The sequence below is a fragment of the Flavobacterium sp. ACAM 123 genome, from assembly GCF_000264055.1.
GTDB lineage: Bacteria > Bacteroidota > Bacteroidia > Flavobacteriales > Flavobacteriaceae > Flavobacterium.
In genome coordinates, this window is record NZ_AJXL01000109.1 from 1 (window position 1) to 12,725 (window position 12,725).

The 12,725-nt window shown below is 32.9% G+C and carries 12 protein-coding genes; 4 read left to right on the top strand and 8 right to left on the bottom strand.

Annotation, left to right across the window (positions count from 1 at the left end; genetic code table 11):
* Nucleotides 1-31: 31 nt before the first annotated feature.
* The 3 genes from A3SG_RS0115375 to A3SG_RS0115385 all read right to left on the bottom strand — a co-directional run bounded on the left by A3SG_RS0115375 (nucleotide 32) and on the right by A3SG_RS0115385 (nucleotide 5,837).
* A complete protein-coding gene (locus tag A3SG_RS0115375) occupies nucleotides 32-1,798 on the bottom strand; it encodes a hypothetical protein (RefSeq protein ID WP_016990895.1) in 1,767 nt (588 codons plus the stop codon).
* Nucleotides 1,799-1,893: 95 nt separating this feature from the next.
* Nucleotides 1,894-2,760: a PhzF family phenazine biosynthesis protein gene (locus tag A3SG_RS0115380; RefSeq protein WP_016990896.1), complete on the bottom strand. Its 867-nt coding sequence runs from the start codon at nucleotides 2,758-2,760 to the stop codon at nucleotides 1,894-1,896.
* 62 nt (nucleotides 2,761-2,822) lie between these two features.
* Entirely contained in the window at nucleotides 2,823-5,837 is a 3,015-nt protein-coding gene (locus A3SG_RS0115385; protein ID WP_016990897.1) for a tetratricopeptide repeat protein, read from the bottom strand.
* Nucleotides 5,838-6,117: 280 nt separating this feature from the next.
* Between A3SG_RS0115385 and A3SG_RS0115390 the strand changes: the two genes are divergently transcribed.
* From A3SG_RS0115390 to A3SG_RS22485, 3 genes are read left to right on the top strand one after another with little or no spacing between them, the layout of a single operon-like run.
* Nucleotides 6,118-6,801 carry a cell division ATP-binding protein FtsE gene (locus A3SG_RS0115390; RefSeq protein ID WP_029596847.1) on the top strand — a complete coding sequence of 228 codons (684 nt, stop codon included), beginning with the start codon at nucleotides 6,118-6,120 and terminating at the stop codon, nucleotides 6,799-6,801.
* A complete protein-coding gene (locus A3SG_RS22480; RefSeq protein WP_035664262.1) occupies nucleotides 6,801-7,307 on the top strand; it encodes a glycosyltransferase family 2 protein in 507 nt (168 codons plus the stop codon). The genes A3SG_RS0115390 and A3SG_RS22480 overlap by 1 nt, the downstream gene beginning before the upstream one ends.
* A gap of 32 nt (nucleotides 7,308-7,339) precedes the next feature.
* The gene (locus A3SG_RS22485) at nucleotides 7,340-7,693 is read left to right on the top strand and encodes a hypothetical protein (protein WP_232226398.1); all 354 of its coding nucleotides are present in this window, start codon (nucleotides 7,340-7,342) and stop codon (nucleotides 7,691-7,693) included.
* A gap of 5 nt (nucleotides 7,694-7,698) precedes the next feature.
* On the opposite strand, the gene A3SG_RS0115400 is transcribed toward A3SG_RS22485, so the two are convergent.
* The 5 genes from A3SG_RS0115400 to A3SG_RS0115420 all read right to left on the bottom strand — a co-directional run bounded on the left by A3SG_RS0115400 (nucleotide 7,699) and on the right by A3SG_RS0115420 (nucleotide 11,454).
* Nucleotides 7,699-8,799, bottom strand: coding sequence for a glycosyltransferase family 4 protein (locus tag A3SG_RS0115400; RefSeq protein ID WP_016990899.1), 1,101 nt, complete (start codon nucleotides 8,797-8,799; stop codon nucleotides 7,699-7,701).
* A 152-nt stretch (nucleotides 8,800-8,951) separates the two neighbouring features.
* Nucleotides 8,952-9,314, bottom strand: a complete 363-nt coding sequence (locus tag A3SG_RS0115405; protein WP_035664267.1) for a hypothetical protein — start codon at nucleotides 9,312-9,314, stop codon at nucleotides 8,952-8,954.
* Nucleotides 9,315-9,393: 79 nt separating this feature from the next.
* Entirely contained in the window at nucleotides 9,394-9,939 is a 546-nt protein-coding gene (locus A3SG_RS0115410; RefSeq protein WP_016990901.1) for a class I SAM-dependent methyltransferase, read from the bottom strand.
* Nucleotides 9,936-10,346 carry a sugar 3,4-ketoisomerase gene (locus A3SG_RS0115415; protein ID WP_016990902.1) on the bottom strand — a complete coding sequence of 137 codons (411 nt, stop codon included), beginning with the start codon at nucleotides 10,344-10,346 and terminating at the stop codon, nucleotides 9,936-9,938. The genes A3SG_RS0115410 and A3SG_RS0115415 overlap by 4 nt, the downstream gene beginning before the upstream one ends.
* A 4-nt stretch (nucleotides 10,347-10,350) precedes the next feature.
* Nucleotides 10,351-11,454, bottom strand: coding sequence for a glycosyltransferase (locus tag A3SG_RS0115420; RefSeq protein WP_016990904.1), 1,104 nt, complete (start codon nucleotides 11,452-11,454; stop codon nucleotides 10,351-10,353).
* A 48-nt stretch (nucleotides 11,455-11,502) separates the two neighbouring features.
* On the opposite strand from A3SG_RS0115420, the gene A3SG_RS0115425 reads away from it, so the two are divergent.
* A complete protein-coding gene (locus A3SG_RS0115425) occupies nucleotides 11,503-12,390 on the top strand; it encodes a glycosyltransferase (protein ID WP_016990905.1) in 888 nt (295 codons plus the stop codon).
* Nucleotides 12,391-12,725: the final 335 nt, after the last annotated feature.

Genomic DNA, 12,725 nt, shown 5'->3' on the forward strand with positions numbered 1-12,725 from the left:
TTTTATGCTGTCGTTTTGGCTTTAAGCCAAATTAAAAATCAAACTTATAATTTGCACCTACCACGATTTGAAAACTTTGAACCGGGTAATTCAACCATTTTTGGTAGCCATTATTCGTGATATTATTTGCTCGTATAAATCCAGTCAATTGGCTGTTGTACTTATACCCTAAATGCGCATTAACATCAAAATATGATTTTAAGATTGTTGGATTTTCACTAGGGGCAACTATATAAATGAGATCGGTATTCATTTTATAATCTTTACGTTCCCCTACATAAAAAACAGCAGCTCCGGCAAACCATTTTGGAGTAATATTAAAATCGATATTAGAGTTTAATTTAATCGTTGGTAAATTCCAGGCTTCTTGCTGCACATCGTTTGTGTAACTACTAAAAGTTCCGCTGATGCCAAAAGTCACATCATCTGAAAAATTAGCTTTTAAGTCTCCTGAGAAACTCACCGTTTTCATATCATCATAAACGACTTGAAATGAATTCCCATAGGCATAGTCTTCGTTTGACACATTTTCATTATAATCATTACTTCTATACAACGCCTTATTTCTTTCGTTTACATAAGAACCACGAATATTATAACTCACGTTATTCACGATTTTTCCTTTCAAACCTGCAAAAACATCATACTGCATGTCTGTAGGTACAATATTCAACGTTGGAGATAAGTACAAATTTTCATTGGCAAAATCCATATAAGAGTTTTGTTCCAAATTCCCTTCAGCACCGGCATAAAAAATCATTAAGTCCCCAACCACCTTGTAAGAAGCATTAAAATTAGGATACACATACAGTTTATTAGTACTGTTTTCATTATCTAAACTATAGAATACTTTAGCACCAATATTCAAGGTCCAATCCTCCTTTTGCATTACAAAACTAGGAGCTATACCCAAATTTGTATACCCATATTTTAAAGGTTCTGTATTAGTCTTTAAATAATTATTTTCGAAACTTCCTCCTACGTAATCAACGGTTATGTCTGTTTTAATCGACTCATCCATAACATCAAATTGTAAGGAAGGCTTGATATAGAATCTGTTTTCAGCAGAACCTAAAGCATCTGTAAAGCGATTAAACTTCATACTTGCTTCATTCAAAAAACCTTCATTAAAATCAATTTTACCGCCAAAAGAAATGGTGTTGTAAGTATGCTGTGGGTCAATTGCAAAAATCAAATCAGATCTATCAGCCGGGTTTAAAGAAGCACCAAAATTTTCTGGTAATCCGTACCAGTTATAGATTTGGTTTTTATACCCTAAATCTAGATTCCAAGACATATCATTATAATTAGCCCCATACGTCAAATTGATAGAGGAGTCATAAAACCGATCGTCTAACTCTACACCAGTTATTCCGCCTTGTGAAGACAGATGACGAAACATTCCGCCTACATAATCATTGTTACCTAGTTCTTGGTTAACAAACAATTCAGCGTTTAATGTTCTGTAATTTCCAAACCCAAGCGTAGCATAATTATTATACATATGCTCTTGTTTTGTTTTGTCTACCGCTTCTGCTTTTCCTTTTGAAGGTGTAAAAGTAGAAGCTACAGGAAAAGAGAAAATAGAATATTTAATAGTTTCTTTTTTAGCATTCCCCTCATCATCAAGAACAGGAGTCTCCGGCACCTTGAAAGCATCCGAAATGGCAGGTGTATATGGTTTTACCACGTTTACAACCTCAGAGCCTATGTTTTCTTCTTTCTTTTGAGCAAAAGAAACCTGAAGTACCATTAGTAAAACGGCAATGCTAATTTTATTTTGGAAATTGAATTTCATATTTTATTATTTTTTTAGAGTTAAGAAGAAAAGTTCTTGTCTTAATCTCCTGTTATTCTCTTTTCTTATTATTTTTTCTAACTAGTTTTTTGTCGCTATTCTATTTCCCATTCTCCTTTTGCAATGAGTTGCGTTTTACCGCCTATTTTAATATCGAAATGTCCATCAGATAATTTTCCTTCGAAAAAAATTTGTGAAGGCCTATTAATAAATTCTCCTTGATTATTAATTATATCAATCACAGGAGCATGATATTTTAAAAGAAACGCTTGCAAACAGCTGCTTGCACTCCCCGTAGCGGCATCTTCTATCAACTGATTTTTTTCGATGCACAACATTCTACTACTCAACGTTGCGTCTTCAAGGCAAAAAAAGTACAATGCCTGATGCGCTGTTTTACAATGACCCTCTAGCCACTTCTCCGCTTTGCTTTTATCCAGTTCAATTTTTTCAAGTGTCTTTTTATCTTTAACAGCCACCATTATAAAAGCACTACCGGTAGTGACTTCTTGAATATCAAATCGACTATCAAAATCACTCAATTCTAAGTTACTGAAAGACAGAAAATCATCTTTTGAAAAAACATCAAAAAATTCTGGTTGCGCTGCCTGTAACCAAACTAAACCTTCTGATTGGTAAACCGGAATTTGACCAATAGGAACCGTTACCGTACAACTTTGAGGATTAGTATTAAAAATTTTATTCATCAATACCCATGACGTCCCTATAATAGGATGTCCCGCAAACTGCATTTCCTTTGCTGGAGTGAATATTCTAATTTGCGCAGTTGCTTCATCAGGATTCATTTTAGTAACAAAAGTACTTTCGGCAAAATTAATTTCAGCAGCTATTTTCTGCATCTGATCCTCCGCTATATTCTCCGCATTTAAAAAAACTGCCAATTGATTCCCAGCATACTTGCTATCTGAAAAAACATCAACGATGTAAAAAGGAATGTTCATTTTTATGAATTATTTTAAAAATTTATAATAGGCAATCAACAATGATTTCCCTTACTTCATTTTTATTTTACAATCGATGAGTTTGTTTTAGACTCTTCTGTTTTAATAGCATCCAATTCTCTTTTCGCTTCGGAGATTACATCTGGAAAATCAGTGAAATTTTCAATTACATTATCTAAAATATAAGTCGCTTGAAAACTATCTTTCAATCCGTAGAAATTCTTGGCCATTAGAACCAAACCTTTGGCTCCAAAATACCTATAACCCGAATAGTTTTTAGCCAATTTCTGAACCGCTGTATTTGAAACCTCAAACTTTCCGTCTTTATTTTTAAAATAAGCATCATAATACAACGCTTCTGCCGCTAATTCTCCTTTGGCAATCGTAAGCAATTTAGCATATCCTGCTCTCGCTTTTGTTTCGTCCCCAGTTTGCATTGCTGAACGAGCAATTATAATTTGCGCATCACTTCTTACATTATCATCCGTTTTAGGATTATTCAAAACTTTATCAGCATAAATAACTGAGTTTGAATAGTCTTTTTTCTCATAATAACATTTCATCAAATTAGATTGTGCAAACACTTTATTTTGAGGAAAATCAGCTTCATTCTCTAGACGAAGCAATACAGGAATCGCTTTTGCATTATCATTGTTTTTCAATAAAACTTGAGACAAACGAGCTAAAGATTGTTCCGTAAATTCATTTCTAGGCTGTCCTATCACATATTCATAGTTAGGAATAGATTTACTTTCCAAGCCTTCAGCGAAGTACGCCTGAGCCAGGTAGAAATTAGCCTGTAAAGAATGAATTCCTCTTGGAAAACTGGAAGTGTAAGCCATAAATCCAGAAATAGCCTGCTTATTATTGTTCTGTTCAAATTGTTTTAATGCCGATTCATAAGTGTCATTATCTAAATCCGCATCAGTAACGGCAACAAAATCTAGAGTTCTTACCCAAGTTGCATATTCAGCTACTCTTCCACCGTCAACATAAATCAATCGTGCCGTTGAAACCGCCTCAAGTGCCTCAGGAGTTTTAGGAAAATCAGATGCTACTTTTTTAAATTTCGTTAAAGCATCCGCATTTCTATCAGAGTTATAATAAATTAATCCTTGACGCAAAATTGATTTTGCAGTATAAGATCCGTTCTTAAATTCAGAAATTAAACGATCAAATGTTTTCAAAGCCAAATCTTGTTTTCCGCTTGCTACATAGGTGTTTGCCAATTCGTACATGGCATCGTCACGGTAATTGGATTTTGGATACAATTGTAAAAAGGAATTCAACTCCTCGATTTTTTTATCATTTTTAGCAACAAAACCATAGCAAATTGCTTTTTGATAATAGGCATAGTCGGCATCAACACCCTTCATATCGATTGCCTTATTGTACGCGTCCATTGCAGGCCAATATTTTGATGTTGCAAATTGACAATCTCCTAATCTCAGGTAAGAATCAGCCAATCGTACTTTATCGTCTTTTACTGTTTCAATTTGGTTTTGAAAGTAAGTCGCCGCCTGATCGTATTCTTTCAATTTGAAATACGTGTAGGCAATATTGTAATTGATGTTTTTATATTCTGGTGCAGAGGATGCACGAGACGATCCTGAAAATTGTCTAAAGCTCAATAATGCATTTTTATAATCATCCAAAACATACTCCGTTTCTGCTTTCCAGAAAGTAGCTCTTGCTGTCATGGCTGCATCAATTTGCCCATCGATAGATTTCTTAAACATTTTTAATGCTTCTGCATAGTCTCTGTCAGCATATAATTCTAATCCTCTGTAAAAAGTAACTTTTTGATAGGCCAACTTATTCTCTGGGCTTTTGTTTTTTTCCAATAAAACCAATGCTTCCTTATAATTTTTGGAAGAGATATACGAATCAATTAACAATTTCTCTACTACGGAACGGCTAGCGTTATTAGGATATTTTTTTGTAAAACCCAACAAAACCGCAGGTACACTTTGGTACGAATTCCCTATTTCATAACTTAATTTCGCATAGTTTAAACTCGCATCTTCTTGAATCGAAGCATCAAATGCCATTTCGGAGGCATTTTTAAAAGCATTCAAAGCTTCCTGCTTTTTATCTAACTTCAGGTAACTTTCCCCTAAATGATAGTAGGCATTTTGTGCCACAAAATCTTTTCCGTTTATGATCTTATTGAATTGTGAAATGGCGTTTTCAAAATCATTTTGCTTGTAATACGCATAACCCAATTGGTAATAATCAGTATTATTCCACCTTCCTTTTTTTCCTTTGTATGCTGCCAAGTAAGGAATCGACTCCTCGTATTTTTTTAGGTTAAAATAGCTCTCCCCAATAATTTTATTCAGCTCCGATTTTTCTATAGCATTCGATTTAGCCATCGCTTTTTCTCCCAGCTCAATTGCTTTTTGAAAATTACCCAGTTTAAAATTCATATCAGCTTGGTAATACGAAAGCTTTTCCTTGTATTTTTCTTCACCAGACACGGCATCAAAATACTTCGTTGCTTCTTTATAGTCATCCCCTTCATAAGCCATAAAACCTAAATAATACTTAGCTTGAGAACCGTACTCTTGAGAATTCACCACCTTATTAAAATAAGTAGTTGCTTCTTTTTTATTTTTCGAATTAAAGAAACTGTATCCTTTTTGGAAATTAAATTTATCTCTATCGCTAGCACTCAATTGACTTTCGTTTACCTTTTCGAACCATTGAAGCGCTTGAGGATAGTTTCCTTGATCAAAATAATAATGTGCCACTTCTATAAATGCTTGATTGCTCTTGGCACTTGTTGGATAATCTGAAACAAAACGCTCCATAAGCATGTCGGCATTGGCCTGATTCATTCGAATAGCACAAGTCGCGTCATAATAAGAACAATCTGATTTTAGTTCGTCATCATTCGTTTCCGATTTTACTTTTTCAAATATAATTTGGGCCGAAGCAAACTGACCATCATTAAACAACGAAAGTGCTTTATTAAAATCTTTTAAATCATGGGTGTATATTGTTGATTTTTGTGCCGAAACAGAAAAAGATGCAACAAAAACCAGTAAAAAGAGAAGCCAGGAAAGTTTACGCATTTTATTTTTTTTTTAATTATTCAAATGTATCATATTCTATGGTCTATAACGAATCACATTTCGGTTTTATTATGAACAAATTTTTTAACAATGGCAATTTAAGCTCTTAACGATACTTCTGCCTATTTCTGAAAATCACAAATCGTCGTACAATTGGATTCCTACGACTATCATTATCCGTTCAAGTATTTATATTCGTATCAATCCGTCTTAATACATGAAATTTATTTTGAATACCACCGTTATCTTATTACTTTTACCCAATAAACAAATGCTAATTATGTCTCAAGCTGTCCTGTCTTTAAAAAACGTAACCATTTATCAAGAAGATAAAGTGATTTTATCTAATATCAATTTGGAAGTAAACCATGGTGAATTCTTATACATCATTGGAAAAACAGGATCAGGAAAGAGTAGTTTGATGAAAACGCTTTATGCTGATTTACCATTGGTAGAAGGTGAAGCACATATTGTAGATTTTGATTTAGCAACCTTAAAAGAAAATGACATACCGTTTTTGAGAAGAAAAATAGGGATTGTGTTTCAAGATTTCAAATTACTGCCGGATCGTACGATTAAAGACAATATGCTATTTGTACTTAAGGCCACAGGATGGACCATTAAAGAGGATATGGACAGAAAAATTGACGAGGTATTGGATAAAGTTGGTATGAAAGATTATGCCAGCAAAATGCCACATCAAATCTCCGGTGGAGAACAACAGCGTGTTGCCATTGCCAGAGCATTGCTTAATGACCCCGAACTTATCCTTGCTGACGAGCCAACGGGAAATCTAGATCCGCAAACAAGCGCTGAAGTACTTGAAGTTTTGAGAAAAATCAACGGTAATGGAAAAACGATAATAATGGCTACTCATGATTATGCCTTGTTAATGAAATTCCCATCGAAAACATTGAAATGCGAAGACTCTAAAATATTTGAAGTGGTTCAAAGAACAGTGTAATGCTTTCTATCCTTATTCCAATATACAATTACAATGCGTATCCTTTAGTAAAAGAATTGCATTCCCAGTGTTTGGAAGCCAAGATTGATTTTGAGATACTTTGTCAGGATGATTTTTCCAATGAATATTTAAAGGAAAATCAAGAAATAAACACTTTAGAAAATTGTAGTTTTTCTAGCAATACTGCCAATTTAGGGCGAGGCATAAATATTAATAAAATAGCTCGTAAGGCAAAACAGGAGTGGCTCTTAATTTTAGATTGCGATACATTCCCCAAAGATTCAAAATTCATAGAAAGATATCTTGTTGAGATTCAAAAAAATGATCAACAAATTATTTTTGGAGGAATTATTTATGATCAAAAAAAGCCAGCAAGTAATCAATTATTACGTTGGGTTTATGGCAATGAAAGAGAAGCACTTTCGATACAGCTAAGAAATAAAAATCCAGATAATAGCGCTTTAACTTCAAACTTATTACTAAAAAAAGAGCTTTTTTCCGTTTAATACTTTTGATGAATCCATTGTAAAATATGGCTATGAAGATTTCTTTTTTTTTTATGGATTTAAAAGTAAAAAAAATAGCTGTATACCATAGTGACAACCCTACTTTTCATCTCAATTTAGAAACATCGGCAGTATTTTTGAATAAGACCCGAATTGCCTTAGAAAACTTAATTTTTATAGTTCGTTCAAAAAATCCACACCATATAGACAGTAAGATTGTTTCTGCTTATTTTTTCCTGAAAAAAATCAAATTCATTAGAGTCACAATTGGACTTTTCAATCTGGTCGAAAGCGCAATTACAAGAAATTTACTTTCTAAAAACCCATCAATTGTATTATTTGACTTCTATAAATTAGGCTACTTTTGTAAAACAATAGTCAAATAATCAGTTCATTTTGCCAAGCTTTCAAAAAGATTTTGCCATTGCTTCATTACAGATTCTACATCATAAGCGGCACCGCTTTCTGAGGCTACCTTACCCATCTGTTCTCTTAGTACTTTGCTTTCTATTAAAAGAATTAGCTTTTCAGCAAATAAACTAGCGTTACCATCTTCAATTAAAAATCCATTTTGGTTATCCGCAATACTACTTCTTGGCCCGCAGGGGCAATCATAGGCAACACAAGGCAAACCACATGACATAGCTTCGATTAGAACCATCGGCAACCCTTCAGTTCTTGAGGTCATCACACAAACAGAAGCGTTAAGATATTTTTGCTCAATGTCTTGCACAGGCTCATAAAAAAAAACACTTTCAGCTATTTTCACACTTTTGGCCAACTTCATTAGTGAATTATCCACATCTGATTTTCCATAAATTTCCAAAATCCAATCAGGGTGCTTCTTAGAAACTACTCTCCAGATGTACAAAAGTCTGTCCAAGCCTTTTTCATAGGAATGGCGGGCAACAGCAATTACTTTCTTGGATTGTAATAAAGCAATTTTATCGGTATGCAACCAATTGGGATTCGGAATAACAATTGCATCCTTCGTATTCCATTCTGCTTTACTTTCATTAGACAAAACTACAAAATGAACATATTTAGTAACTGTATGATTTTTAAAGCGATCTATAATTCTTTCAAAATACTTTAAATAAAACGATTCTTTTTTTTCGTTTTCTTGTACATTTTTTGAACCATGATATTCAAAAATCATTGGAATATGAGTTCTCATGATTAGTGTCAGAGCAAATGCTTTATAAACACTCTCAACGACAACTATTATTTCTGGATTAACAATTCTAACATTCTTTCTAACTTGTTTATTATACTGCCATAAAAAGAAAGCTCTACTCCCTTTTAGTTCCATATCGTAGAACTTAATTTTCTTATTGAACGAATAAAAGGGCAAAACATTTCCGCTGTTTTGTGTTAATATAGTGATATCATAACCTAATTTCTCAATGAGATAATTCGTTTTTATAGACAATACTCGCTCCAAACCTCCCTCCTTATTTATTTGGGGTGTGATATAAAGTATCCTTTTCATGTTATACCTATTATAATTTATAAATCGCCTACTACTTATTCTAGTATAATGCCGATAAGTTGTGCTGATTTTTCAGAATAGTTCAAAAAAAGTCCAACCGCTAACTACCAAGTTTTTTACACTACACTAAAAAAATAATCGGCAGTAGTGCTTTATCTATTTTGATAAACTCCAAAAATAGCATCACTCGTCTTACCTTCTTTAATAAATTCATCTTCTGCGATAAACAAAAATTCCAATAATTCTTTAGTTTCTCTATCTTCATTGACAAAATTATGTGCAATTCCTTTCAAGAGAATATGAAGAATATTCCACCCTAAATTAGTTTTCTCAAGCACTTTAAAATGCCCATCCAGACTTGAAACTATACTTTCAGAATCTGGAGCCTCAGAAGGATCTACGATTAGCATTCTTAACATCCCTGGACAATAAGCCTTCTTTTTCAATGACGTTTTATCATAAAGCAATTTGTACCTATTAGGTAATTGTTGCAGTAATTCGTTCGATTTTGCCAATTGTAATTTAGACCATTGCAAACGATTTGGACCTACATATTCAAAGACTACGACAATTCCTTTTTCTGTGAGTAATGGTTTAACTTTTTTTTCTTAAAGTTGAAGAAATAGCATCAAAATGATGCAGACTTGAATTAAATAATATCAAATCATAATTCCCTTCTGAGAATGCCATTTCTTTAAAATCGCCTTCTAAATAATTTATTTTTAGACTCTTTTCGCTTGCCTGTTTTTTTGCATTCAAAATGCTAACGCTTGAAATATCTACTGCATCTATTGAACTAAAACAATTATATTTTGCAAATTTTCGATCATGATATCCTTCGCCACAGCCTATCGATAACATTTTTAAATCACTCTTATCCTTCAAGTATTTATTAACCACATAATCCTCATATTCGATATTTTTATCTCCAGAAATCATACAATTCCATCTTTGTTGTATTTCTGGAATTATCCAAAAATCAGAAATTGAAACAAACGAATTCCATTTAGATGCCACACGTGAATTTGAAGATAATTTTAATTTCGTAAAAATTACGGCTATTCCTTTTTGTTTAATTTTATGATAGACATCAATAAAATCTCCTTTAGATATAAATGTTTTTAGCATACTCTCATTCATAAATTTTTAACATAATCCATAAATTCATCAAAATCTCTAATGTAATCTTCTTCTATAAATACATCCGAAGCAAGAACAAGACAAATAGCTCCTGAAGAAAAGTTCCCTAATTCTCTCCATATACCCGTTGGTAAATGCAATCCAATATTGGGTTTATTCAATAGAAACGTTTTCTTTTTATATCCATCGTTAAGAATAACTTCAAAGCTACCACTTAACGCGATCAATACCTCATCTTGGTTGATATGTGAATGTCCTCCTCTAAAGGCAGTACTTGGTACATCAAAAAGATAATAGACCCGCTTGAATTCAAATGGCAAAACATCATTTTGAATAAAACCCAAATTTCCGCGTACATCTTCTACGACCGGAATTTTTAATAATTGTATTTTTTCTAGTGCCCCCATTTATTTAATCAAGATTAATTTTCATCAAATCTAACCATTGTTGACCAATTCCCTCTAATAGAAATGGTTTAATACTTGTCGCAGCATTTTGCTTACAGTATTGATATAAAACGGCATTTGTTATCATTTCGTTCATGGCTTCCGTCAATTTTTGCCAGTTTTGATCCTCTACTAATATTCCATTTTCTCTATCAATAACAATTACACCCGGCCCGCAAGAACAATCGAAAGCGATAACTGGTGTTTCGCACGCTAATGCCTCAACAAGGACATTGCCGAACCCTTCATTTTTGCTACACAACGTTAAAAACCGAGCTCTTTTCAGGTACTTAAAAGGATTTTCTTGATAGCCTAAAAAATGAACAAAATCTGTCACCTTATTCTCTTTTGCTACTTTTTCCAATGGAGTTTTATTTCCATCACCCAATATTAGTAAATGAATTTTTTTCTCTGCTAGAACTGAATTAGCATAACTCACAATGAGTTGATCAAACTGTTTAATAGGATTTTCGAACTGTCCAATGGCAATAATATAGTCAAAGGGGATCGTTAGCTTCTCATCTCTTCTTTTATTGACTTCCTCTATATTAATAGGATTTGCAATCGCAACTACATTACTTAATTGATGGGTATTTACGATGAGTTCCTCCATCTGCTTTACTAAGGCCACATTAGCATAACAGTGATTGTACATTAATCTTGCCAGCCAGGAATTACGCGGCATATAATGATCTATCAAAAAACTATGAACCGTAAATATAGTTTTGCTGTTGTAAATCAGTCGGGAAATTATTAGTTCTTGGATGACTTTAGTTCTAAAACGGAAATCGATGATAAAATCAAAATCGTGAGCACGTAAATAATTCCGTAATGCAATCAATCGCTTGAACTTATTACTAAATCCATTGCCTTCGTTTTTCAACAAACCTAGATTCACCAGCTTGCCTGCATAGGGGAAAGAAACTTCATTAATGACAATGATGTTATGAACTTCAATGCCTTTACTTTCGAAAAAAACAGATAAATTAGCCATCACTTTATCACTCCCGCCAGCGCTGAGACGATAGCCAATTAAAACAACTTTATATTTTTTAGTAGGCAATTTCATTATTGATTTCTTATTTTCGTCTCAAATATATAACTCTTTGAAAAAGATATGCAAGATAAACCATTAATTACCATTATTTGCTTGTGTTACAATCAAGGTGAGTATGTCGTGGAAAGTCTGCGATCTGTCCTTAATCAAGATTACCAATCGATTGAACTTATTATTGTTGACGATTGTAGTACTGATAATTCTAAAACAGTAATAAAAAAGTGGCTCCTTGATTATCCCGAAATCCAATTTATTGTAAACAAAACCAATTTAGGAAATACCAAATCATTTAACAAAGCCTTAAAGTTAGCCAAAGGAGACTATATCATTGACTTGGCTGCGGATGATTTTTTACTACACAATTGTGTCAGTTTACAATACAATGCCTTTGTAAATAGTTCTTTTAAAAACCTGGGGCTGGTCTATGGCAATGCGGCACTAATCAAGGAGAACGGTGACTTTGAGTCTTGTTATTTTGGCGTTGACAATCATAAAAAGATAATTGAAAAAAGAGCAACTGGAGATATCTATTTGTCAGTATTAGCAGGCGGCAATAGTATTTGTTCTGTCTCTGCCATGGTAAAAAAAACTGTTTTTGACGAACTTAAAGGCTATGATGAAAATCTAGCTTATGAAGATCTGGATTTTTGGATCCGCGCTTCTCGAATTTATGAATTTGACTTTATTGACGAAATTCTGATTCACAAAAGAGTAGTATCCAATTCGTTGGGAACTGATTTTTTCAAAAAAAATAATAAAATTAACACTTCTACTTTTATACTATTAAAAAAAGCGATTCGCTTAAATCAAACTAAAGAAGAAAACAAAGCCATATTAAAACGAATTCATTTTGAAATGATTTTAGCTTTCCACACATCAAATTTCAGGTTATTACTAAAATATGTAATTCTAGAAATAAAAATAAAAAGCGCACTATACTTTAAGTAAAATCATCAACACAACTGATACTACTGAAAAATACATCAAAATAGGTGTAGAAAAAGGAACAACATCATTTGAAAAGACTTGTAGGTGGTTTAAAAATTAATTTGATTTTTTTTTAATATTTCATCCAAACTTTCAATAAACAAAACACCAATACCAACAAATCAATAAACTTCTCAAAAACTGCTGAAACAAAAACTAGGCATACGGGCTTTGATAAAAAATTTGTAATTCACGCCAAATTTTGGCGGTGCTAAATAAACCTAACTTCTGCTTATTTAAAAGAACCGTTTTTTTTTAATTTGTATTTTAGACTGCAACAATAAAGCCTCTTATTA

Excerpts from the sequence above, each read along its gene's own strand:
- A3SG_RS0115375 (WP_016990895.1), bottom strand. The coding sequence starts at position 1,798 with ATGAAATTCAATTTCCAAAATAAAATTAGCATTGCCGTTTTACTAATG.
- A3SG_RS0115380 (WP_016990896.1), bottom strand. The coding sequence starts at position 2,760 with ATGAACATTCCTTTTTACATCGTTGATGTTTTTTCAGATAGCAAGTAT.
- A3SG_RS0115385 (WP_016990897.1), bottom strand. The coding sequence starts at position 5,837 with ATGCGTAAACTTTCCTGGCTTCTCTTTTTACTGGTTTTTGTTGCATCT.
- A3SG_RS0115390 (WP_029596847.1), top strand. The coding sequence starts at position 6,118 with ATGTCTCAAGCTGTCCTGTCTTTAAAAAACGTAACCATTTATCAAGAA.
- A3SG_RS22480 (WP_035664262.1), top strand. The coding sequence starts at position 6,801 with ATGCTTTCTATCCTTATTCCAATATACAATTACAATGCGTATCCTTTA.
- A3SG_RS22485 (WP_232226398.1), top strand. The coding sequence starts at position 7,340 with ATGAAGATTTCTTTTTTTTTTATGGATTTAAAAGTAAAAAAAATAGCT.
- A3SG_RS0115400 (WP_016990899.1), bottom strand. The coding sequence starts at position 8,799 with ATGAAAAGGATACTTTATATCACACCCCAAATAAATAAGGAGGGAGGT.
- A3SG_RS0115410 (WP_016990901.1), bottom strand. The coding sequence starts at position 9,939 with ATGAATGAGAGTATGCTAAAAACATTTATATCTAAAGGAGATTTTATT.
- A3SG_RS0115415 (WP_016990902.1), bottom strand. The coding sequence starts at position 10,346 with ATGGGGGCACTAGAAAAAATACAATTATTAAAAATTCCGGTCGTAGAA.
- A3SG_RS0115420 (WP_016990904.1), bottom strand. The coding sequence starts at position 11,454 with ATGAAATTGCCTACTAAAAAATATAAAGTTGTTTTAATTGGCTATCGT.
- A3SG_RS0115425 (WP_016990905.1), top strand. The coding sequence starts at position 11,503 with ATGCAAGATAAACCATTAATTACCATTATTTGCTTGTGTTACAATCAA.